The sequence below is a fragment of the Paenibacillus nanensis genome, from assembly GCF_003583765.1.
Taxonomy (GTDB): Bacteria; Bacillota; Bacilli; order Paenibacillales; family Paenibacillaceae; genus Pristimantibacillus; species Pristimantibacillus nanensis.
Genome location: NZ_QXQA01000012.1, coordinates 36,780 through 59,862, shown reverse-complemented (window position 1 = coordinate 59,862; position 23,083 = coordinate 36,780). Strand labels below are relative to the sequence as shown.

General features: G+C 52.6%; 21 protein-coding genes and 1 tRNA gene. 10 read left to right on the top strand and 12 right to left on the bottom strand.

Going from position 1 to position 23,083, the window contains the following annotated elements:
- Window positions 1-35 precede the first annotated feature (35 nt).
- Entirely contained in the window at window positions 36-1,265 is a 1,230-nt protein-coding gene (locus D3P08_RS17945) for an MFS transporter (RefSeq protein WP_119601093.1), read from the bottom strand.
- 106 nt (window positions 1,266-1,371) lie between these two features.
- On the opposite strand from D3P08_RS17945, the gene D3P08_RS17940 reads away from it, so the two are divergent.
- A complete protein-coding gene (locus tag D3P08_RS17940; protein WP_240647634.1) occupies window positions 1,372-1,857 on the top strand; it encodes a GNAT family N-acetyltransferase in 486 nt (161 codons plus the stop codon).
- Window positions 1,858-1,919: 62 nt separating this feature from the next.
- Here D3P08_RS17940 and D3P08_RS17935 read toward each other — a convergent pair whose 3' ends face one another.
- Complete coding sequence (locus D3P08_RS17935; RefSeq protein ID WP_119601092.1) at window positions 1,920-2,213, bottom strand: hypothetical protein; 294 nt, start codon at window positions 2,211-2,213, stop codon at window positions 1,920-1,922.
- Between the two features lie 115 nt (window positions 2,214-2,328).
- On the opposite strand from D3P08_RS17935, the gene motA reads away from it, so the two are divergent.
- Together motA and motB are read left to right on the top strand one after the other, a co-directional pair.
- Entirely contained in the window at window positions 2,329-3,129 is an 801-nt protein-coding gene (gene motA, locus D3P08_RS17930; RefSeq protein WP_119601091.1) for a flagellar motor stator protein MotA, read from the top strand.
- Window positions 3,113-3,964: a flagellar motor protein MotB gene (gene motB / locus D3P08_RS17925; protein WP_119601090.1), complete on the top strand. Its 852-nt coding sequence runs from the start codon at window positions 3,113-3,115 to the stop codon at window positions 3,962-3,964. Before motA ends, motB begins: the two co-directional genes overlap by 17 nt.
- 75 nt (window positions 3,965-4,039) lie before the next feature.
- Here the strand turns inward: motB and rluF are convergent, their stop codons facing one another.
- The 3 genes from rluF to D3P08_RS17910 are packed head-to-tail and all read right to left on the bottom strand — an operon-like array spanning window position 4,040 to window position 7,298.
- Complete coding sequence (gene rluF / locus D3P08_RS17920) at window positions 4,040-4,741, bottom strand: 23S rRNA pseudouridine(2604) synthase RluF (RefSeq protein ID WP_119601089.1); 702 nt, start codon at window positions 4,739-4,741, stop codon at window positions 4,040-4,042.
- Window positions 4,742-4,773: 32 nt separating this feature from the next.
- The gene (locus D3P08_RS17915; RefSeq protein WP_119601088.1) at window positions 4,774-5,457 is read right to left on the bottom strand and encodes an NAD(P)H-binding protein; all 684 of its coding nucleotides are present in this window, start codon (window positions 5,455-5,457) and stop codon (window positions 4,774-4,776) included.
- A gap of 26 nt (window positions 5,458-5,483) precedes the next feature.
- Complete coding sequence (locus D3P08_RS17910; protein WP_240647633.1) at window positions 5,484-7,298, bottom strand: PAS domain S-box protein; 1,815 nt, start codon at window positions 7,296-7,298, stop codon at window positions 5,484-5,486.
- A gap of 234 nt (window positions 7,299-7,532) precedes the next feature.
- Between D3P08_RS17910 and tadA the strand changes: the two genes are divergently transcribed.
- Window positions 7,533-7,997, top strand: coding sequence for a tRNA adenosine(34) deaminase TadA (tadA, locus tag D3P08_RS17905; protein WP_119601086.1), 465 nt, complete (start codon window positions 7,533-7,535; stop codon window positions 7,995-7,997).
- Window positions 7,998-8,004: 7 nt separating this feature from the next.
- On the opposite strand, the gene D3P08_RS17900 is transcribed toward tadA, so the two are convergent.
- Window positions 8,005-8,199 carry an aspartyl-phosphate phosphatase Spo0E family protein gene (locus D3P08_RS17900; RefSeq protein WP_119601085.1) on the bottom strand — a complete coding sequence of 65 codons (195 nt, stop codon included), beginning with the start codon at window positions 8,197-8,199 and terminating at the stop codon, window positions 8,005-8,007.
- 268 nt (window positions 8,200-8,467) lie between these two features.
- Here D3P08_RS17900 and D3P08_RS17895 point away from each other — a divergent pair, with 268 nt between their 5' ends.
- From D3P08_RS17895 to cuyB, 3 genes are read left to right on the top strand one after another with little or no spacing between them, the layout of a single operon-like run.
- A complete protein-coding gene (locus tag D3P08_RS17895) occupies window positions 8,468-9,652 on the top strand; it encodes a carboxylate--amine ligase (protein WP_119601084.1) in 1,185 nt (394 codons plus the stop codon).
- Window positions 9,653-9,678: 26 nt separating this feature from the next.
- Complete coding sequence (locus tag D3P08_RS17890; RefSeq protein WP_119601083.1) at window positions 9,679-11,181, top strand: UDP-N-acetylmuramoyl-L-alanyl-D-glutamate--2,6-diaminopimelate ligase; 1,503 nt, start codon at window positions 9,679-9,681, stop codon at window positions 11,179-11,181.
- A gap of 2 nt (window positions 11,182-11,183) precedes the next feature.
- A complete protein-coding gene (cuyB, locus tag D3P08_RS17885; RefSeq protein ID WP_119601082.1) occupies window positions 11,184-11,900 on the top strand; it encodes a cysteate racemase in 717 nt (238 codons plus the stop codon).
- Window positions 11,901-12,905: 1,005 nt separating this feature from the next.
- Here cuyB and D3P08_RS17880 read toward each other — a convergent pair.
- The 5 genes from D3P08_RS17880 to D3P08_RS27910 all read right to left on the bottom strand — a co-directional run bounded on the left by D3P08_RS17880 (window position 12,906) and on the right by D3P08_RS27910 (window position 20,890).
- Window positions 12,906-13,994: a C39 family peptidase gene (locus D3P08_RS17880; RefSeq protein ID WP_119601081.1), complete on the bottom strand. Its 1,089-nt coding sequence runs from the start codon at window positions 13,992-13,994 to the stop codon at window positions 12,906-12,908.
- Between the two features lie 21 nt (window positions 13,995-14,015).
- Window positions 14,016-15,017: a lipid II:glycine glycyltransferase FemX gene (locus D3P08_RS17875; protein WP_119601080.1), complete on the bottom strand. Its 1,002-nt coding sequence runs from the start codon at window positions 15,015-15,017 to the stop codon at window positions 14,016-14,018.
- Complete coding sequence (locus D3P08_RS17870; protein WP_119601079.1) at window positions 15,017-16,243, bottom strand: carboxylate--amine ligase; 1,227 nt, start codon at window positions 16,241-16,243, stop codon at window positions 15,017-15,019. Before D3P08_RS17870 ends, D3P08_RS17875 begins: the two co-directional genes overlap by 1 nt.
- Window positions 16,244-16,279: 36 nt before the next feature.
- Window positions 16,280-18,127, bottom strand: a complete 1,848-nt coding sequence (gene asnB / locus D3P08_RS17865; RefSeq protein WP_119601078.1) for an asparagine synthase (glutamine-hydrolyzing) — start codon at window positions 18,125-18,127, stop codon at window positions 16,280-16,282.
- 138 nt (window positions 18,128-18,265) lie between these two features.
- Complete coding sequence (locus D3P08_RS27910; RefSeq protein WP_162848522.1) at window positions 18,266-20,890, bottom strand: S-layer homology domain-containing protein; 2,625 nt, start codon at window positions 20,888-20,890, stop codon at window positions 18,266-18,268.
- A 221-nt stretch (window positions 20,891-21,111) separates the two neighbouring features.
- Between D3P08_RS27910 and D3P08_RS17855 the strand changes: the two genes are divergently transcribed.
- The 3 genes from D3P08_RS17855 to D3P08_RS17845 all read left to right on the top strand — a co-directional run bounded on the left by D3P08_RS17855 (window position 21,112) and on the right by D3P08_RS17845 (window position 22,385).
- A tRNA-Arg gene (locus D3P08_RS17855) sits at window positions 21,112-21,189 on the top strand.
- Between the two features lie 161 nt (window positions 21,190-21,350).
- Window positions 21,351-21,608, top strand: a complete 258-nt coding sequence (locus D3P08_RS17850) for an excalibur calcium-binding domain-containing protein (RefSeq protein WP_119601076.1) — start codon at window positions 21,351-21,353, stop codon at window positions 21,606-21,608.
- Window positions 21,609-21,836: 228 nt separating this feature from the next.
- Window positions 21,837-22,385, top strand: coding sequence for a DUF2569 domain-containing protein (locus tag D3P08_RS17845; protein WP_119601075.1), 549 nt, complete (start codon window positions 21,837-21,839; stop codon window positions 22,383-22,385).
- A 92-nt stretch (window positions 22,386-22,477) separates the two neighbouring features.
- Here the strand turns inward: D3P08_RS17845 and D3P08_RS17840 are convergent, their stop codons facing one another.
- Entirely contained in the window at window positions 22,478-23,068 is a 591-nt protein-coding gene (locus tag D3P08_RS17840; RefSeq protein ID WP_119601074.1) for a TetR/AcrR family transcriptional regulator, read from the bottom strand.
- Window positions 23,069-23,083: the final 15 nt, after the last annotated feature.

Here is a 23,083-nt window from a genome sequence, read left to right as displayed (position 1 = left end):
CAGTTAGCTGCGAGCGGACAACCTCTTCTTTTTGCTCAAGTTACCGCATACTTTCGCTTTCTCCCTACCGCAACCAGCAGCAGCAGCACGCCTACCATCATGACGACGAGTACAGCAATGAACCATAAAGTGGACTGAACCGTGTACCGGTCCATGAACCATCCGGTCAGCCTCGGGAATATCGCTCCTCCGACGCCCCCTAACGCAACAAGCAGGCTGGTCGTTCGCTCCGTCATTCCGGGAAGCAATCCGTTCGCGTACACAAGCGCGATGCCGAAGATGCCCGAGAAGCATAGGCCGCTAAGCGCGGTAAGAATAAGCAAACCGCTCTCCTGGTCGAGGATCGCCATCAGAACAAACGCCAATGCGGCTCCGCCGGCAGTCGTAACCAAATAGACGGCATGGCCCATCCGATCCGCCAATAGCCCCGCAAACAAGCGGCCGATCACCATCATCCCCCAGAACAAGCTGAGGGCGGCAGTCGCGTTCGCTTCTCCCATCCCCGTCCGCGTAATGAGAATAGAAGGCAAATAATTCGAGAAGCTCATCTCCATTCCGACATACAGCAGGAAAAATACCGCGCTTAGCGCCAAGAAAGGCAGCGCTTTGGCCGGATACCCTAACCACGAGCGCGCGCCGGCATCTCTAGCGCCGGCCGAGTTAACTAAGCCTCCGTCACGGTCTTCTGCTGCTGCGGCAGCTGTGCGGGGGCCAAGGCTATCATCCAGACTGCCGAAGGACAAGGTCAGCCATAACACAAAGGAGATGCCCGCCATCGCGGCCAGGATCGGAAAGGACAGCTGCCACACATGCTGCTGAATTAGAAACGCTGCCGCCGCGGGAATGACGAGAGCCCCGAGGCCGAAGAAGGTTTCCAATCGGCTCATCGCCGAAGCCTTGCCTTTCATCAGCTCGATGATCATGGCGCCGACGACCGCTTCCGTCATGCCGAAGCCGATTCCAGCCAGCGGAGCGACAGTCAGCATAAGGCCCCAAGGCAGGAGCAGGCTGTAAGCCGCCTCGCTTACCGTCAATACCCCCATCGCGATAAGCACCGCCCCGCGCTTCCCGACCTTGGCCGTCAAAGCGGGAGCGAACAGCGTACCGACGAGAAATCCGAGAAATTGATTCATAATCCACTGTCCGCCTGCTTGGTAGGACATACCGTAATGATCAATGAGCTGTTCCAACACGGAACCGCCTATGACATGCGCGATCCCGATCACAAGATAAGAATAGCATCCCAGCCATAAGAGCCTATTCATGACAATCGATTCCCCTTATTCTGCACGCCCCGCGACGTTCTTCTGCTATAATTCAGGTATGACGAACCAACATAACTTCTCCTATTATAAAACAAAAAAGCGGCCAATGACCATCAAGCCTTTGACCCAGGAGCTTGCAAGCGAGCTTTGCCTCTGGCGCTATACGCCTCCATACGATGTCTATAATTGGCCTGCATGGGAGGACATGCAGAAGGACGGGTTCGAATTCGGCGACCCTGTCCTGCGCGACCGGCAATATTCGGCGGTCCTCGATTCAGACGGCTCGCTTATCGGCTTTGCTCAATTTTTCCCGCTTGGCGCGAGCGTTGTCCGGCTTGGACTTGGTCTAAGGCCTGATCTATGCGGCCGGAAGCTTGGCCCTCTCTTCGTCAGCGTCATTACGGAAGAAGCGCTGAGAAGATCGCCGGGCTGTGAAGTGGACCTTGAGGTTTACACCTGGAACACTCGGGCCATCCGCACCTATGAGAAAGCGGGCTTCCGCATCGAGGATACGTATAGGAGACCGACATCTCACGGATTAAAAGAGGTTCACTGCATGGTATACGACCGGGCGCAAGCATTCAAATGGTAAAGGCAACAAGGGCTGCTGCTTAAACAGCAGATTCGCTTGTTGCCTTCCTTTTTGCGCTCTTTCTAGATCAGCCGGATTATACGGATCACATTGTCGCCCTGCGAAACCTCAATTACATGGTGCTTGCTGTTATGCGTAATGACGCTGTCGCCGACTTCAATAACGGGGCGCTCCCCGAGTCCGTAGAACACATCGTCCGCCAGCGCCTCCATCACCTCGTGCCGCTCCTCCGTCCCGAGCCCCTCCCATTCCTCCGGCTCCATCTCGAAGAACGAATAGCTCCCTTCGATTTCGCCTACCGCATCCGTCAATTCCTTCAAAATATCCGCGTATTCGCGCGCATGCCGTACTCCCATTATTCTACACAGCTCCTTAAAATTATTGTTCGTCTGTCGATTACTATAATTTCAGAATACCCTTTTGACGATATAAATAGAAGTAGATTCGAAAACATACTGGACGGGGTGTAAGATGAAGAACTCAACTATTATCGGTATTATTGTAGGACTTGTCGCGGTGCTTGGCGGAATGGTGCTGAAAGGCGCCCATCTATCCTCCTTGCTGAATCCCGCTGCTTATATGATTATTTTGGTCGGTACGGCCGCTGCTGTCCTGATCGCCTTCCCGATGGGCGAGCTGAAAAAGCTGGGCAAGCTGTTCAAAATTATATTTACGGAGCAGAAGCTCCCATCGCGCGAAGAGCTGATTACCCGGTTTATGGAATGGGCTTCCATCACCCGCCGCGAAGGCCTGCTCGCTCTGGAAGCGAAGGTCGACGAAATCGAAGACGATTTCCTTCGCAACGGTATGCGTATGATCATTGACGGCAACGACCAGGATCTCGTTCGCGACGTATTGTTGGAAGACATCGCTGCAACGGAGGACCGTCACAAAGCCGGCGCGCTCATCTTCACGCAAGCGGGCACCTACGCCCCTACGCTTGGGGTACTCGGCGCGGTTGTCGGACTTGTTGCCGCCCTGTCTGATATGAGCGAGATGGAGAAGCTGGCGCATGCGATCGCAGGCGCGTTCATTGCAACCCTGCTCGGTATATTCACAGGTTATGTATTGTGGCACCCAATGGCTAACAGGCTGAAACGCATTTCCAAGCAAGAGATTCAAATCCGTCTGATGATGCTGGAAGGATTGCTCTCCATTCAATCCGGCGTATCCACGATCGCGATCAGCCAGAAGCTGTCTGTCTTCCTGACGCCTACAGAACGGAAAAAGATGAGCGAGAAGGAGGCAAGCGCCGATGAGCAAAAAGCGTAAGCACGACGACCATGAAGAACACGTTGACGAGTCCTGGCTTATCCCTTATGCCGACTTGTTAACCTTGCTGCTCGCGCTCTTCATCGTGCTCTATGCCATGAACTCCGTCGACTTGAAGAAATTCGAGCAGATGTCCCAAGCCTTCAGCATCGCGTTCAACAACAGCGGCGCAGGCATTCTCGATTTCCCATCCGCAGTAGAGAATGGAACGGATCCGAAGAAAAACGACTCCAACTCGGATGATAAGGACAATACGAAAGAAAGCCAGCGGCAGGACGAAGAGGATAAGACGAACAACCCGGAGTCAGACGCCTCCCTGCAAGAGCTGATTAAGAAAGAACAAGCCGAGCTTGAGGATTTGAAGAAAAAAATCGATGACTATATCGAGCAAAACGGCCTGTCCACTCAGCTGGACACCGAGCTTAACATGTCGCAGCTGCTGATTACGATTAGCGACAACGCGCTGTTCTCGCCGGGACAAGCTACCGTTAAGCCGGAGTCGAAGGATTTGGCCGTAGCGATCGCCAAGATGCTGCAGCAATATCCGAATTACGATATTATCGTGTCCGGCCATACCGACAACACTCCGGTTGACCGTTCGGAATTCAAATCCAACTGGGATCTCAGCTCCACTCGCGCGATTCGGTTCATGGACATTATGCTCGAGAACAAAAACCTGGATCCGAGGCGGTTCAGCGCCATCGGGTACGGCGAGTATCAACCGGTCGCCGATAACTCAACAGTGGAAGGCAAAGCGAAGAACCGCCGCGTTGAAGTCTCGATTCTCCACACCTATGTGGATGCGACAAACCCTCAGAAGCTGAACGTTCAATAGTCCGATCACGAAAAAACCTCCATCCCGACAAATGCGGGAATGGAGGTTCTTTTTTTCGCCTGCTAGGGCACGCCCTTATTGCGGTGTATAGCGGAGAATCGCGAACAGCTCGCGGCGCTCGTCTTCCGTCAGATCGCGCCACTTCCCGGTCGGCAGCTCGCCCAGGCGGATGTTCATAATCCGAACCCGCTTCAGCTTGCGGACATGGTATCCGAACGCTTCGCACATTCTCCGAATTTGGCGGTTCCGCCCCTCGGTCAAAATAATTCGGAAGGTCCGTTCGGCCACGCGTGTTACCTTACATGGGAGCGTTAAGCTTCCAAGCACTTTGACGCCTTCCGACATGCCTTTCACAAACGCATCGTTAATCGGTTTATCGACCGTGACGATATACTCCTTCTCATGCTTTCCCTCGGAACGCAGGATGGGATTCACGACATCTCCGTCATTCGTAAGCAGGATCAGCCCCTCGGAATCCTTATCCAAGCGTCCGATCGGAAAGATCCGCTCGGCATGGTCGACAAAGTCGACGATATTCCCTTTTATATGCTGCTCTGTCGTGCTCGTAATGCCTACCGGTTTGTTCAGGGCGATATAGACATGGCGCTTATGCGCGCCGATCCGCCGGCCCCCAATACGAACATCGTCGCCGATTTCCGCTTGGCTTCCAAGCTCCGCCACGACGCCGTTAATCGTAACTTTACCGCTCTCCACCAGCTTGTCCGCTTCTCTTCTCGAGCAGTAGCCTGTCTCGCTAATAAACTTATTAATTCTCACTGCTGACTCACCTCATTGTAGCGTATCCTACACTAAAGCGAGACGTTGCGCAACCGCTTGGCCAGAGCCGCGATCTCATCCGAAGGAATGATGAGCGGCGCGTCTTCGCGAGACATCGCCGCGACCAGCATCGCCTCCGCGATCTGCTTGGCCGAAATCGGCTTATACTTGCGCATCGGGCCCTGGAATAGAAACGGCAGCCATCGCGCCAGCTTGGCCGCAAGCTCCTCGCCGAACCTGTGCTCCTGACGGTTTCCTATGATAAGGGACGGCCTGAAGAAGTGAAGCCGTTTCAATGACAGCGCCTGCAAATCCCGTTCAAGCCTTCCCTTCACTTGGCTGTAGAAAAAAATCGATTTCTCGTCCGCTCCCATAGCCGACACGACAAGCATACGCTCCGTTCCATAACGCTTAGCTAACCGGCCCAGCGTCATCGGATAGCCGTAATCCACACGTTCAAACTGCTCCTTCGAGCCAGCCTTTCTCCTCGTCGTACCTAATGCGCAATAGAGATCGGCGCCTTCGAACTTATCGGCAGGCACCTTCTCGAGTTCATCATAATCGATAACGAGCTGCTCAAGACGCGGATGAGCCATATTCATTCGCTTCCGCACCAGCACCGTAATTTTTTTGTACGTTCGACGCTCCAAAAGCAGCTTTACAAGCTCGCTTCCGACAAGCCCCGTCGCCCCAGCAATTAACGCTGTCCGTTCCAAAACAGACTCCCCCTGCGCAATGATTTCTATGCTTCTTGCTTTGCCAAGCTTTCACCAACATTCAAAGCCGGGAGCGTCAGCTTCACGGATGTTCCGACATTCACCTGGCTTTGAATATCGAGCGTTCCCTGATGGCTGTTAATAATGCGCTGACTGACCATAATGCCTAGTCCTGTGCCTGTCTCCTTGCCTGTGAAGAAAGGATCGCCGATTTTCGAGATCATTTCTTCCGGAATCCCAACCCCCTCGTCTGTAATCGATATGGCAATGCTGCCGCCTTTCTTTTGAATCGAAATATGGATCGGCCCGCCTCCAGGCATGGCCTCGATTGCGTTCTTGAGCAGATTAATGAATACTTGCTTGAGCTGATTCTCCTCGCAGGAGATCAAGCACTGTTCTTCCGTAATGACCGTGCGGAACACAATATTGTGCAGATGCGCTTCGCTGTCGAGGAACAGCAGCACATCCTGCAGCACGTCCCGGACATCTTTGGTCACAAATTTGGTCGCCTGCGGCTTCGCCAGAATGAGAAACTCGCCGACGATGAGGTTAATGCGGTCGAGCTCCGACAGCATTAAGGTGACGTGGGAAAGGTTAAGCGACTTGCTCTGCAGCTGCAGCTGCAGAAAGCCCCGCAGCGTTGTAAGCGGATTGCGGATCTCATGCGCGACGCCTGCCGCGAGCTGACCGACGGTCGTAAGCTTCTCCGAGCGGCGAAGCAGCTCCTCCATCCGATTGCGGCTGCGCATATCTCTGCAAATACTTGCAAAGGCGCGAATCGAGCCGTCGGAGTCGCGAATCGGAGACACCGTGACGCTGACCGGTATCATCTCGCCCGTCCGCGTGACGCGCATCGTCTCTTGCGCGGGAAGATTTTTGCCCGCGAGCAGCAGGCCGATCATTTGGCGATTCTCCATCCGATGCGATTCCGGAACGGTCGGATACCTCATGCCGAGCACCTCCGACTCCTCGTAGCCGAACAGCTGCTCGAAAGCGCGGTTCACCTGAATGACTTTGCCGTCCAGATCCATGAGATGGATCGCGTCATTCGAGTGATTAATGAACGACTCCAAATGCTCCTTCATTCTTCGGTTTTCTTCGAAAGCTTTTCGAAGCTTGTCCATATAAATGCTCAGATTCTGGGACATCGCGTTGATCTTCAAAGCCAGAAGGCCGAATTCGTCCTTGCGTTTAATTTGAATCGGCTTATGAAAACGGACGGACGATACCTCATTCACCTTCCATAGGATATCCTTCAGCGGGCGAATCATGAAACCGACGAACCAATAGAGCACAACCATCATGACAAGAAGAAAGATACCGGTATACAAAAGCGTATAATCCTGCTTCATATCGACTAAGGTTGTAATACTGGACCGGTCATACACCATACTTATTACGTAATCGCCAAGCTGGTCGCTCGCGTAATAGCTCCTTAAGAGCTTCTCGCCGTCCCTGTTGAAGTTCCGAAGCGCAAATTCGCCGGAATCCATCGCTTGCACATTTGCCGGATCGTTGTTAGCATCAGAATAGGTGTAGGTGCCGTATACGACCATCAAATTGTTTTTCTGAAAGACGGTAATTTCTTTAATGTAAGGATTAACCGTCTGCAGCAAATCGAGCAGAAAAACAGGGTCCGCTGAATCGGCGTTATTCTGTTTGGATGTTTCTTCATAGTCCTTTATAAACTCTGCCGCTTGGATGGAGGTATGCTCCATCGAATCCTTCATCAGATCCTTGATTCCGTTCACCATCGAATATTCGCTGAACAGGTGATAGAGAATGATGACGGAAAATAACACAAGCGTTATCGCTAGCGACAGCTTAGTCTTGATCGACAATGAACGACACATCCTTCCTGAGATGATCGGAAAGCATTAGTTCCAATTCACTATTCACACTTCATGCACAAAATCAACAGAAGTTATGCACAGCAGTGGATGGATTGTGGGTAAGTTTGTGTATATATGTTAAGTTATCCACAATGTTATCAACAGTATGTTAACATCGGAATAGATGTTCGTTGTATAAGCACTTGTTCCCTATCCCTATATCCCCAAGGAGACGAACGCAAGATGAGAAGAGAAGAAGAAGACCAGCGCTGGATGCTCGAGGCGATCGCGGAAGCCGAGAAAGCCGAAAGCATCGGCGAAGTGCCGATCGGAGCCGTGATCGTCCGCGACGGCGAAATCATTGGCCGCGGCCACAATTTGCGGGAGACCAAGCATGATCCCACCGCTCACGCCGAGCTTGTGGCGATTCGAGACGCCTGCGACCGGATCGGAGCCTGGCGGCTGCTGGACTGTACGCTGTATGTAACGCTGGAGCCTTGTCCGATGTGCGCCGGCGCGATTGTGCAATCCCGCGTGAAACGGGTCGTCTACGGCACGCCCGACCCGAAGGCCGGCTGCGCAGGCACGCTTATGAACCTACTACAAGAGCCCCGTTTCAATCACGAAACGGAGCTCACAAGCGGCATCCTGCAGACGGATTGCGCATTGCTGCTCACCCGATTCTTTCGTAGGCTGCGTGGTCGTTAGACGCTATTTATTGTTTGTCCCGGTGTAATGATGACATCACGAATTCGTTACGTTGAATATGCTGAAGCGCAACAATTAATTGATCAGCTTCCTCACTAATAGCCAAGACTGCAGGGTCCGTCAGACTGCCCCTGGCCTCGGCGGTTTCGTGCAGCTTTTGCCGAAGCGATTGCAACTGTCTGAGCAGGTGTTTTTTATCCATAATCGCTTCGAGGCACACTCCTTATCTAGTAATCATGCGGTAATAGTACCATTATACTCGGTACTTTCCGAAGTGTTTGTAAAATCTTGTCGATGAATGGCTACAATTTTCAGGCACCATTCGACAAATAAAGGTTATTTATTCCATTTTATAGTACCATTTTCCTAGGGCGTTCTTTCGCTCATTATCACCGTTCGTGTAATTGTAATATAAGAAGCGATACAGTAAAATTGGTTTCATACCCCGATAGAATGGCGGGATAACTCTTATGGGTCATAAAGCGGTCATTCTTGGATGCAATTATTATATCGGTCTTAGCGCTATTCGCTGCCTGGGCAAGTACGGCATACATACCGTAGCTATCGATCATTCGGCCAACCGCGCCTACGGCGCCGCATCGAAATTTACGTCCGAGCGTCTCATCGCTCCCCACTACAAAGAAGACAAGGATGCGTTCATCGCGTTCCTGAAGGAATATGGCAGGCAGCAGGAGGTCCCTCCCGTTCTTATTCCTTGCCATGATTCGTACGTAGAGGTCATCGACGAGCATCTCGAGGAGCTGCGCGAGCTGTATCTAATCCCGCAGACCAAACAAGGCTTATACACGGAAGTCATGAACAAGGAGTCGCTGCACCGGCTGGCAGCCCGGCATGGGGTGAAAGTGCCGGAGACCGTTCGCCCTGGCGATGACGGCTACCTGGACAGGGTTGAGAAGGAGCTTAAGTATCCCTGCGTCGTAAAGCCGACCGATTCACCGTCATTTGTGGCCGTGTTTCGCCGAAAGCTATTTATAGCGCATAACCGCCAGGAGCTGCTGGAAGCGATTGAGAAAGCGAAGCATGCCGGGCTCGACATTATCATTCAACGAATTATTCCCGGCTTTGATGATCATATGTATACTTTTGACGCGTACTTGAATCAGAATTCGACAGTAACGCACTGGGTTTCCTGCCAGAAATTTAGACAATTCCCGATTAACTTCGGCGCATCGGTCTATACGGGGCAGCTTTACGTGCCGGAGCTTCTGGAAATCGGAGGCGCGTTCCTTGAGAAGATCGGGTGGAAGGGCTTTGCCGAAATCGAGTTTAAGAAGGATGCGGATACCGGCGAGTTCTACCTGATTGAAGTGAATGTCCGGATCACGAACCTAAATGAGCTGCTTCGCAAAGTCGGCATCAACTTCCCCTACGTCACGTACCGGGAGCTTACCGGCTCTCCGCTCGAACCGCACGCCGTAACGCAGAACACAAACCGGGTCTTTTGGTATTGCTACGAAGATATGCTGGCCATACGCGACTACATCAGGACGAAGCAGTTGACCGCGTGGCAGGTGCTTCGCTCCTTGTTGAAACCGAAAGCTTACGCCATATGGGCCTGGAATGATCCAAAGCCCGCTCTTGCGTTCGCTTCCGTCATCGCGAGCAAACTATGGAGCAAGCTACGGAGAAAATAGTTTTCTATAGGATTGGAGCGAAAAACATGCTGCTGGCTGACTTAGTGAAAGAGCTTGATTACAATGCCCTGCAGGGTGATCTACATATTGAGATTTCAGATATCGCGTTTGATTCGAGGGAAGTGACGAAGGGAAGTCTTTTTGTCGCGATCTCGGGCTTCACCGTGGACGGCCATCGTTATATCGATAAAGCGATCGAGCTTGGCGCTTCGGCAGTCTTGGTCGAAAAGGACGTAACGGCAGACCCTTCGGTTACCGTGCTCAAGACATCCGATACCCGCCAAGCATTAGCGCAAGTGTCGGCGCGCTTCTATGGCAACCCTTCCGAGAAGCTGAATCTAATCGGCATTACCGGGACCAACGGGAAAACGTCGACGACTTATTTCATCAAATCGATATTGGAGCATGCGCAGCATTCGGTCGGCGTGATCGGCACGATCGGGGCGATGATCGGCAACGAGCCGCTGCAGACGAAGTCGACAACGCCGACGACGCCGGAATCGCTGCACCTTCAGCATATGTTCGCCGATATGGTCGCAAGCGGCGTACAGGACTGCGTCATGGAGGTATCCTCCCATGCGCTCAGCCTTCATCGCGCCGATGCGACCCGCTTCCGGATCGGCGTCTTTACGAATCTGACGCCTGACCATCTGGAATTGCATAAGACGATGGAGGAATATTTCGAAGCGAAGGCAATGCTGTTCGATCTGACGAGCGATTACAACATCATTAACGCGGACAATGATTTCGGCCGCAAGCTGATCGATAAAGTAAGGGATAAGGAAGCAAAGCTGCTCACGTACGGCATCGAGGAAGACGCCGATATCCGCGCGTCGGATATCCGCTACGAGGCGGACTATACCACCTATGTCGCGCATACGCCGGAAGGCAGCATCGAAGTGAAAGTCAATCTCCCCGGCTTGATCTATGTCTATAATAGCTTGGCCGCTATCGCTTGCGCGTACTGCAGCGGGATAAGCCTTGAGCTGGCGGCCGCCGGCATTCGCGCGGTCGAGCGCATTAAGGGCAGACTCGAGGTCGCCTACCAGGATAAAGACCTTAAAATCGTAATCGATTTCGCGCATACGGAGGACAGTCTCGAGAAGGCGTTAACGACGCTGCGGCCGTTCACCAAAGGCCGGCTCCTTCTCGTCTTTGGCGTCTACGCGGCGCCGGGCGCGCTTGGCAGCGGCAAGCGGGAAGCGATGGGCAAGATCGCGGCGGAATACGCCGACTTCTCGATCGTGACGTCGGACAATCCGAAGGATCAAGACCCGGACGCCATTGTCGAGGAAGTGTGCGCGGCTGTGGAAGCCGGCGGAGGCCGCTACCGCGGTATTGTAGACCGCAGGGAAGCCATAGAATTCGCGATCAACATGAGCGAGAAGGACGACGTTATTCTCATCGCCGGCAAAGGCCATGAGACTACGCAGGTTATCGGCAAGAAGGAAATTCCGTTCAACGAATCGGAGATCGTGGCCGAGATTATGGCCGGGCGCAATACTAATTTTACATCAAAGAAGGTTTGACCATGGATCAGAAAAGCTTAGGCGTCATCGGCGGCATGGGTCCCAAAGCAACGGCCGTCTTTTTCGATAAAGTCATCGAAAATACGGTTGCCCAGCGCGATCAGGAGCATGTCGACATGATCATCTTAAATCATGCGACGATCCCGGATCGTACGACGGTTATTCTCGAGGGTACGGAGGAGCGCTTCCTTAACGCGGTAGCGCGCGACCTCAAGCTGCTTGAGAATGCCGGCGTGGCGCATATCGCCATCCCTTGCAACACCTCCCACTATTTCTATGAGGAGATGCAAGCGATGACCTCCGTGCCGATCATTAATATGGTGGACGAGACTGTACGGATGATTCATGACCGTTATGGCTCCGGCATTAAGGTAGGCGTGCTTGCCACCTCCGGCACGATGAAGAGCGGCGTCTACGCCCGGGCATGCGAGCGTTACGGCCTCGAGCATTACGCGCCGGATGAAGCGATGCAGGAGCAGGTGATGAAAATCATCTATTCCAATGTCAAAAGGGATATGGATTTCTCGCCGGATGAGCTGCAAGCGCTCATCTATGAGCTGAAGGAGCACCACGGCTGCGAATGCGTCATTCTGGCCTGCACGGAGCTATCCTGCATCCAGCTTGGACCGAAGTTTGAGAGCAGCGTCGTCGATGCGATGCAGGTGCTTGTGGAGCGCTCGATCACGCTGTCTGGACGGACGCCGAAGAGCAGGCAATAGCGAGCGAGGGGCTGCCAGGCTGCCTCTTACTGACGCTTTACTGTGTTTTCCACCTTTGCAGGTTTCGTTACGCGTCAGGTCGTCGCTCTAATGGCGTTTTCCACCACTACAGGTGCTGATACGCGTCAGACCGTCCCTCTAGTGGTGCTTTTCACCACTGCAGGTGCAGTTACGCGTCAGACCGTCCCTTTAGTGGTGCTTTTCACCACTACAGGTGCAGGTACGCGTCGGGGCCTCCCTCTAATGGTGTTTTCCACCACTACAGGTGCTGATACGCGTCAGACCGTCCCTCTAGTGGCGTTTTCCACCACTACAGGTGCTGGTACGCGTCGGGGCGTCCCTCTAATGGTGTTTTCCACCACTACAGGTGCAGGTACGCGTCGGGGCGTCCCTCTAATGGTGTTTTCCACCACTACAGGTGCTGATACGCGTCAGACCGTCCCTCTAGCGGCGTTTTCCACCACTACAGGTGCTGATACGCGTCAGACCGTCCCTCTAGTGCTGTTTTCCACCACTACAGGTGCTGATACGCGTCAGACCTTCCCTCTAGCGGGCGTTTTCCACCACTACAGGTGCTGATACGCGTCAGACGGTCCCTCTAGTGGCGTTTTCCGCCACTACAGGTGCTGATACGCATCAGGTCGTTCCTCTAGCGGCGTTTTCCACCACTACAGGTGCTGATACGTATCAGACCGTCCCTCTAGCGGCGTTTTCCACCACTACAGGTGCTGATACGCGTCAGGCCGTCCCTCTAGTGGCGTTTTCCACCACTACAGGTGCTGATACGCTTCGGGTCATCCCTCTAATGGTGCTTTTCACCACTACAGGTGCTAATACGCGTCAGACCGTCCCCCTAGTGGCGTTTTCCACCACTACAGGTGCAGAGCGCAGGCCGGCAATAAAGCCGAAGCCCCTTACTACAGCAGCCGACTTTTAGCCTAACATAAAAACCTCCGCCGATACGCAGTCTTTGCGCATTCGCGGAGGTTTTAGCTCTATTCATATTTATCGAATAACGAGTGCATGAGTGCCCAAAGCGTCATAAGAGGCGAAGAATTGATCCGCGTCATACGTCACTTGGCCTTGCAGCGGATTCATGACATGAACGCGGTTGTTGCTTGCCGAATAGCCGTTCAGCACGACGCAGTGCAGGTTGACCGGCGCTTTGAAGAGCTCGCCCGTCGTGTTCAAGTACCAGGAAGAGGTCACTTTCGGCGGGGACAGGTCCAGTGTCACCCAAATGACAACAGGGCGGCCCTGCTTCAGCTCCTCATAGATTTGCTCGCGCGTGCTGCCCGTCAGGTCGACCGGCTCATAGTCGCCGCCGAACTCGGTGAACACCGTATTCGCCGCTTCAATAATCGGCGGCGCGTAAGAGAACCACGCGATCTGGTCGCGGGGGTTGCCTGCGTAGGCTTTGTTCGGATCGGCGCCGTACAGCTTGCCGTCCTTGCGATAAAACGGCTCCTGCGGCAAGTAGTTGTCCGCCATCACTTCTTTGGACAAGTCATAGCCGAGACCGTTCAGCACACTGGTCAGCGACGTAATCTCGCAGCCGTTCGGAAGCTCCGGCTTCTGCATGACAAGCGGCACATCAATATAGACCTCCGTCATATCGAGCTGGCCGTCCGCCGTCCACTCATAGCCTTTGACAAAGGCCGGGATTTCGCTTACGAATGCGGCTTCTTGATGGTCCGCATTCAGCGCGACGCTCATCGGCTGCACCTTCAATTCGAACGGAGTCATAATTTTGTTCATTTTCACAAGATACGTGCCGCCTTGATCCAGCTTGGATGAAACGGCCTTGCCGTCCGCCCCGGTTGTGACGGTCTCGATCGTCTGGTTCGACCCTGCATCGACAATCGCAAATTCCGTCCCTGGAATCGGCTGCTGCGAAACGCTATCGGTATGAATAATCGTAATAATACCTTGTTCAACTTTTTTAACGTTCTCAGGCGTTTTTTCCGGCTGCTGACTGTTGCTGCTTCCCGTCTGTCCCGCTTCGCCGCCGCCAAACTCGAGCTCGCCCCGCGCCATCAGGACGACAACTACAATTACGCCGGCGAACAGAGCAAGCGTTATTAACCTTTTCAACTGTCGGTACCTCCATGCTTATTACTGGTTCACAAACTTCTGATACGCTTCTTCATCGAAAACACGGTCAATCTCGCCAATGTATTCCGTATAGCGGTCCGGATGGCAGAAGCCCTCTTTGAACTTATACAGCCCATCCGATGCGTCCAGCTTGAACACGCCGCCGAAGTCGTAGCGGTTCTTGCCCTGCTCTAGCGCCCACTTGATCATTTCCCACTGCAGCAAGTGCGGGGCCATCAAATTGCGCTTCTCGTTGCCGCTGGCGCCGTAAATATACCACGTCTTATCCCCATAACTGATAGCGACCGCCGCGGCGATCGTATCGCCTTCATGCTCCGCGATATAGATGCGCGTGTAGTCGCGGTAAGCCTCCAGCATTCTCGCGAAATAAGGATACGGCCGGTACGAAATGCCGTGTCGGTTGCTCATCACCACATATAATTGATGGAAAAGCTCCAGATCGGACGACTCTTGGCTGTATCGAGTGGTAACGCCTTTCCGTTCCGAGAGCCGGATATTGTATCTGGTTTTATGATGAAAACCGTCCAGCAGCTCCTGCTCTGTCTTCCCCTTCAAATCGAGCACCATGTTGAACCGAGGCTGCGTCGTATCCTTCGACGATACGTTGCGGTTGCGCAGCACGTAGCCGAGCTCCGCATATTGCTTATGCAGCTCTTCGTCAAATGGCGTCTCCGGGTCGATCCGAAGCACGAACGCCCCATAATCCCGTGCCGCGGCCTCCGCCTCTTTCATTAGCCGGTCGACCAGCGCCACATCGGTTGGATCGCAGACGGGACCTTTGCAGCAGTAAGCCAGCTTCTGCTCGCCGACGGCGTTCACCATCAACACCGACATGGCCGCGATGATCTCGCCCGCCTCCTCCAAATAAACGTACAGCGGAATCCAGTTGCTCTTCACCTCGGACCATCCCGTGTCCTGTGTCGTTGTCGCGTAAGGAGACGTGCGGATGAAGCGCTGATAACGCTCGTACTCCGCTTTATTCGTGATGTCTACGATGGGCATTAGAGATTTCCTTTCTGTTCGTAAAATTGTTTGTACCGGTCCTCATATTGCTTGTAATATTTACGGACATGCCACCAGCGCTTGATCGCCTTATCCGCATCGTATTGCAGCGTCATGCAGTACTTCTTCTCCTTGATGAGCTTCTTCATATAACGGACCGCTTCCTTGTCCTCGGTGTACGTCAGCGCCACTTCCTTCGGCACACCCAGCCACAGATGCTCCGTCTTCGCATAAACGACCGGCTCATGCTTACCGTATACGAGATTTTCTACAATAAACTTCGCCAGGTTGTAGCCGCTGCCCGTCGTGAAGAAGCTGCTTCGTCCTTGACGCAGGTTGATTTCGAAAATTTTATACTTGCCGTCCCGCGCGTCATACTTCATATCGAAGTTGGCAAGCCCCGTGTAGCCCAGCGCCTCCAGGAACTGCTGATACTGCTTGTAAATCTCTTCGTTGTATTCGTTCACGATCGCGACGTAGTTGCCGACAAGAGAAGGCGTGCAATCCTCGAGCAGCGGTCTGCCAAGACACATGAGCCGAACCTTGCCGTTCTGGTCGGAGTAAGCGTTCAGCACGCGCATATTCGAGTCGTCGCCGGGAATGAAATCCTGCACGATCATTTTACCGGTGTAAGTCGATCCGTAGATTGCCTTCAGCGTCCGCTCCAGCTCCGCCTGTTCTTTAATAATGTACGCCTTCTTCTTGCCTTCGAAAGAAGCTTCCAGGTAAGCGATGCTGTCCGCCGGCTTCAGCGCAACCGGAAATCCGAACGGAAGCTGCGGGGACTCGTAATTGTCTTTCGTCACGATATACGTCGCCGGAAAATCCAGCCCGTGCTTCTCGCACAACGCATAGAACCGATCCTTATACAGCAGCTCATCGATCCATTTCTCCGCCACGAAAGGCAGCTCGTAATAAGGCGCCAGCTTATCCTGGTTGCGGATAACAAGCTCCGCGTAGCTGTCGCTGCTCGCGACCAGCACCAGCTTGTCCGCCTCTTCCTTCAGCTCCCGGGCAAAAGCGATCATCTCATCCGCAAAGACAGCCGGATCGTCGAGATTCTCGACAACCTTGATCGTCGTAATGTCGGAGTAATTCGTCATGAACAGCTTGCCCTTGCCGATGCAGCGGCTTGTTACGCCGTAAGCCATATGGAAGGAACGCGCCATGCCGTACGCGTTAATGTCGGTGCCTAATATAACCGGAATGAAATCCTGCTTTGCCACGAGAACATCGATCTCCTTTTAACGTAGAACTCCTATTTAAGCATCAATAAAAAATCGTTTATACCATACTAAGAAGACATAGGTCGTCCAGATATAACGCGCGCGGTTCTTCCGGCCATGGAAGTGCTCATCGAGATAGCCGATAAGAATATCCGTGTTGAAGAAGGCTTTCGCATAGTCCGACGAAAACGTCTTCTTCACGCGGTTATAATAGCGCTCCTCGCGCAGCCAGTGGCGGACCGGCACCGGGAAGCCCAGCTTTGGCCGGTTCGCCCATTCCTCCGGCAGGTCCTTGAGCGCCGCCTGACGCAGCGCGTATTTCGTGTCAATCGCGTTCACCCGGTAGCGAGACGGCAGCTTCTTCCCGAGCTCCATGACCCGCTTGTCCAGAAACGGCACGCGCAGCTCGATCGAATGCGCCATGCTCATTTTGTCCGCTTTCAGCAAAATATCGCCCGGCAGCCACAAATGAAGGTCAAGGTGCTGCATTTTGGTCACGTCGTCGGCGCCCTTCACCCGGTCATACACCTTGCCGGTGATGCTGTAGACGGAAGGGCCTTTGCGATATTCCGGCTTCAGCACGCCAAGCGCGTCCTCTTCGCTGAAAATAACCGCTTCGCCGATGAAGCGCTCCTCGACCTTTTGGCCGCCTTTAATGAGGAACTCCGTCACCCGGTTTTTCGGCAGCCTTTTGGCGATGTGATGAGCGGTACGCCGGATGCCGTACGGCAGCTTCTCGTATTTCTCCATCTTCGGCGAGTTCTGATACCACGGGTATCCGCCAAAAATTTCGTCTGCGCCTTCACCCGACAGGACAACCGTCACGTCCTTGCGCGCAAGCTCTGCCAGGAAGTAGAGCGGCAAAGACGACAGGTTCGAATGCGGCTCGTCCATATGATATTGGATCGTCGGGAGGGCGTCGAAGCACTCCTCGGCCGTTACCATTTTGCGCTCGTTCTGGACGTTCAGCTGCTCCGACAGCTCCTTCGCCAGGTTCGTCTCGTTGAACATCGCCTCGTAATCGGCAAAGCCGACCGAAAACGACTTGTTCGGGCGAAGCAGCGCCGTAATATAACTGGAATCGATGCCGCCGGAGAGGAAGGAGCCGACCTTCACATCGCTAATCTTATGAGCCGCGACCGATTCCTTCATCGTCTCTTGGATTTGCTTCACGTAATGCTCAAGCGTATTCTCCTCTTCTTGGAACGACTTGTCCCAGTAAGGATGAACGCTGACCGAACCATTGTGAACCATCATAAAATGCGCCGGCGGCAGCTTGTACACGCCTTTGAAAAACGTCTCGTCCATCGCCGAATACTGGAACGTCAAATATGGCCGCAGCGCGTCCTTATTCAGCTCCTTCACGAACGAAGGATGCGGCAGGAACGACTTGATCTCCGATCCGAACAGGAAGGTGCCGTCCGCCGTATTGCGCGTGTAGTACAACGGTTTAATCCCGAAAATATCGCGCGCGATAAACGCCATGTTGCTCCTCTTATCCCAGATGCAGAACGCGAACATCCCCCGAAGCTTCTGCAGAACGCCGGTGCCGTAGGCCAGGTAGCCGTATATAATGACTTCGCTGTCCGACGATGTGCGGAAGGTGTAGCCCATCTCCTTCAGTTCCCCGCGCAGCTCCTGGAAGTTGTAAATTTCGCCGTTGAAGACAAGCACGATGTTGCCGTCTTCGCTATATAAAGGTTGATTCGCCGCCGTCGACAGGTCGATGATGCTGAGCCTGCGGAAGCCGAGCACGGCCTGCTCGTCCTCATGCACACCCCCGCTGTCAGGACCGCGATGAATGATCGTTTGAAGCATATGGTCAATCGTTGCCTGATGGTCAATCGCTTTCGTGCCTTTTAAATATCCAACAAAACCACACATAGAAGCTCACCTCGATTTCATACAATCGCACTCTATACATGATACCTTTATGCGGTGCGGTTGTCGACTTTTGCGGGCTAAGTTAAGCATAAAGACCGACCTGAGCAAAAAAGCTCGGATCGGCCTTTATATAAAGAACTAAGGACTTTCAGGCTGCCATGTGTTCCCTGGTACATAGCCATCCGCTACATGCTCTGCATCAAATGTGACAGGTACGAACACATAACCTATAACCTCGTAGTTTTCATCAAAGAATATATAGTAAACGATTTGATCATTTACCGTTTTAGGTCCCGAATCATTCTGGTAGGAGTAGGATCCTCCCATTTCTATTCTTCCGGAAGAATGATGGAATTCATTAATAGAACTTAAAATAGGAGCGGAAATCCCCTCAGGCACGACACCCGTTTTTATATCCTCCAGAGTAAATGCTGGACGCGGAACAGAACGAGGCGCATATAGCCATTCCACACTACTCATGTAATATTTTACGTTGGGCAGTTCCTGATACAACTTATCAAAATCAATGTACGTTTTCGTGGCGCTTCTTAACGGCTCCGACAAAAACGGCAATTCATGCACGAGATCAATTAACTCCTGCTTTGTAGCGGGGATAACTTCTATACCAACATCTTCTGGAATGAGATTAATTGGAGTGAGATCAAATTGATAGTCCCCTTGAGCGATAATTTCGTTGTTTCTAATCACTTCAATGTAGAAGCTGTTTGGTGTCGTTGCAAAGAAGCTGTTAGGGATGTAGACGCCCCAGCCATCTCCAGAGCTTATAAGCTGTTCCTTCGCAGAGCTCGTATATAGATTAACTTGGTCAGAATCGCTCAACCGACCGCCATTAATAAAGCCCGCATTTAAAGTATAGGAAGTGCTCCACTCTTGTGTGGATCCGCCAAAGTTGTAGTTGGTCGTTATTTTAAATGAATCCTGGATGGACCTGTCACGATAGATGATCACACTATAGTGCTTCCTGCTTAATTCGTCACCGCTTGTAACCGTAATGTCCAACCTGACATCTTGATCTGGTTTAAGCTCAAGATTATATTCATTCTGCTCTAGAACAACGAATTGAGAAGTGTTATCCTTCCCTTCGGTTATGGATATCCCTAAGGTAACCGTAGAATGATCAGTGCTTGTAACGGACAAAGGAATAGTCTGTGGACTATCAAGTGTATTTGCTGCCGAATACTTAAATGCATCAGGTTCAAACCCTCTATCGCCTGTAAGAATATCATTTGCGTTCAAATGATATAACTCAAAATTACCAATCTGAAGGCTTGTAAGTTCGGCTATCTTACATTCATCACTAGTACATGGATTTTGCGGCGTCTCTGGGTCTGTTGGCGTCTCCGGATCCGGCGATGGCGAAGGTGTCGGATTAGGGTTAACGACTACCGGTGGCGCTGGTGCTGGTGCCGGCGCTGGAGCCGGAGCACCTTCACCGTCGACGCTCACGGGCTTCGTCTCGAAGCTCGAGCCTTCCGCGCCTTTATTCACAACCGCATCTGCAACCTTGCCTTCCCCGAGCAGCTTCGTAACGGTATCCAGAACAAGCTTCAAGATTGTCGCTTCCTTATCAACCGTAATTTGATTGTCTGCCGCGCCTTCTGCAACGTTCAGAGATTCAACCGAGCCCTTAGGGATTTTTACTTTTACATTAGAAGACATGACGTTAACCGACTCAAAATGTCCTAAAAGCTCCACTTGAGAGCCCTCCGGCAACGCCGGCGATAAGTCCACTTGGGCGATTCGCGTATCGCTCGCAATGGATTCCTCGATCTTCACTGGTGAGTTAACCTTTATGTATCGAATCGAGGTTTCTCCAGCGACTACAACACGTACCGAACCGTCATTTTTGTCGACCGTAATCCGCACAAGCACGGAATCCTCGAAATGAACGGAGTTCGGTCCGCCGCCTTCCACGAATACGTCGCCTTCCACGGTCAGACCCTTAAAGAAAGCTTCGCCTTCTCCTACTTCTTCCGATACAGTAAGATTCCCTGTAATGACGACATTTTGAAGCGTTACGCCGGAAGCGCTAACTACAACGTTCCCGTAAATGATCTCCTTACCCGATGCCGGACCATACTCACCCGGCTTATCAAATACCGATGTTTGTTGCGTAAATTGCAGCGCATCCTCCAATAATGTGACGGCTTGCGCTCTAGTGAGCGGTTTATCGGGAGCGAACGAGCCATCCGGCAGTCCCTTCAAAAGCTCTTTCTCTGCTAATGCAGCGATCGATGCCTTTCCTTCTGCGGTGAATGCCGAAGCATCCGTGAACTTGTCCGCTTCTTCAGCAGCTGTTCCTTCCAGACGCAGCAATTTGCTCACCATAATGGCGGACTGCTCCCGGGTCACCGCTTGCTCAGGACGAAACTTGCCATTTGGAAAGCCGTTAATATAGCCTTCATTGACAGCGACTGCGATTGGCTCAAAGTACCACTTCGCGCTATCAACATCGCTAAACTTCGCGTCATCCGACTTCTCGGAGAAAGCAAATGCTCTATTAATAAGTGCAACAAATTCAGCTCTCGTAATCACTTTCTCCGGTTGATAGAATCCCTCTTCGTAGCCTTTTAATAGACCCGCCTCAATCCATTTGTTCAGATCCTCTTCCGCCCAGTGGCCTGTCACATCGCTTTCATTATTCGCTGCTGCGCTAACAACATGACTAACAGATAATAACAGGGCCACTGCTAAAAACATGCTTAACCATCTTCTTCTCGCTCTTCCCATCATCGCGTTCATGCGTCCCTCCTGTCGGAAATATAAAACTAGCATTACAAGGAATAGAGAACTAGGAAATATAGCCTATGTCTCTACACCGAGTTCCATTATAATACATAAAGTCCCAGCACTCGACAGTTTTTTAAATTCTACCCGTTTCTTTTACGCCGTCTTTGCCTGCAACCCAAGGCGGAACGATGCTTGCACCCCTTAAATCCCCATGATAAAATATGGAGTGTTGCGCGCCCGTAGCTCAGCAGGATAGAGCGACAGTTTCCTAAACTGTGCGTCGCGGGTTCGAATCCCGCCGTGGCGCGCCATTCATAATAAGCCTTGTCCCGTTTGCCTGAATGACAATGACAACCCTCCTCCAAGATTTCTCGTGCGGGAGGGTTTTTGCTATGCAAGTCGATCCGCAGGGTGGACGAAAAATCGTTAGGGCATTAATGGGAACACGGTCTCTTGGGAGGATGAAGGGAAAATGAAAAAGGCACTTATGTTACTGCTTGTGGTATCGCTCGTATTTGGCGGCTCCCTTTCGGCGAGCGCGGCGGAGAAGGCGAAGACGTACAAGAACTGTACCGCCTTGAACAAGGACTATCCCGGCGGCGTGGCCAAGGACGCCAAGGTCAAAAACAAGGGCGGCAAGACGAAGCACAAGCCTCACGTCTCGAAAGAACTGTACGAAGCGAATAAGAAGAGCGACCGCGATAAAGACGGGATCGCTTGCGAGAAATAAACAAGCCGCAGGGAGCCCCCTCGGCTTTTCTTATGCCGTCACATTTCGAACACCATCTTTCAAACGTTTCGGCTAACGGCAGGGCAAAGGTCCTGGAGAATTGGCCCGGGACGCGAGGACCTTTCCGTTCCATAGGGCAGAAAAGGTATAAGGACCGCCCAGCCAAAAATCTATACACAGTTGTTGTTTGATGGTATATTTGAGGGAATTGCGCCATTTATCAAATAAATGGAAGAGGCAATTCTAAAGGAGTGTTTCGTTCTGGAACCGACGATTCAGGAAGAGAGAAATCAAGCGCTGGCGCCCCTCGGCGTCTCCGGCTTAGGCGGCTGGCTGATCCTGGTGCAAATCGGGCTGTACGTCACTATTATCGGCGGCTTTACTTCGATCTTTACAACCTTCATTCCATCCTTCCAGCCCGATGTGCGGGACATATTTACCACGCCGGGCTCGGAGTACTATCATCCTTTATGGGGGCCGCTCCTGCTATTCGAAGCCGCGTACGGCGTCCTGCTGCTGCTGTCCGCAGCCGTGCTGCTCGTCTGCTTCTATATGAAAAAATCGTTTGTTCCTCGATTCTTTATCTGGCTTTATGCCAGCAATCTGATCTTGACGATCGCAGACTCCGCGCTGCTTCAAGTCATCGATAACGCGACAGGCATTCTCGGCGGTGACACCAGCACCTATTCCGACATTATCCGATCCGCTATCACCTGCGCCATCTGGATTCCGTACTTCAGGAAATCCGAGCGGGTGGCGAATACGTTTATCCGTTAATCTAGCAGCTTGCCAAAACAGCGGCCTTCTCATCCTTCGGGACGAAAAAGGCCGCTGTTTTCCACTTCAAGCTCCGTTCGCCATGGCCGCAATTATAGGAGAATCCGGTCCAAATGATAATTGACGACACGGCGAATTTCCTCGGGCGTCACGAGCTGCTTGCGGATCACGCCATGCACAACCAGCCCGTCCACCATGGCATGGAAACGCATCGCTTCCAAATGGGCGTCAATATCCGGTTTCGCCAGCCCATGCTGAATAAGCGGGTCCACGATCCTTCGGAATCCCTGATACAAAGAATCGTGCACCTCTTCACTAAGCTCGCGAAGCTTCGGATGAGCCAAAGCGCTGCCGACGAATGCGAGCCATACCTCGCATTCCGCTAGCCGCTCTTCGTCGAGCGGCACCAGCTCCCCGACAATTGCCTCGACATCCTGCCGAGGATTGCCGCTGTACCTTATGTTTTGAATTCTTTGATTGACCCGCTCCGAAACCAGCCGCATCGAAAACTCCAGCAGCTCGGACTGCGTCGTGAAATAGTGCCGCAGCGAGCCGAGCGACATCCCGGCCTCGTCTGCGACGCTGCGCACGGATACGCCCTCCACTCCGTCCCGGCGTATGACGCGCCAAGCCGCTTCCGCCAGCTGCTCCCGTCGCTCTTCATGATCTACAATTTTAGGCATGTCTTTAGTATAACA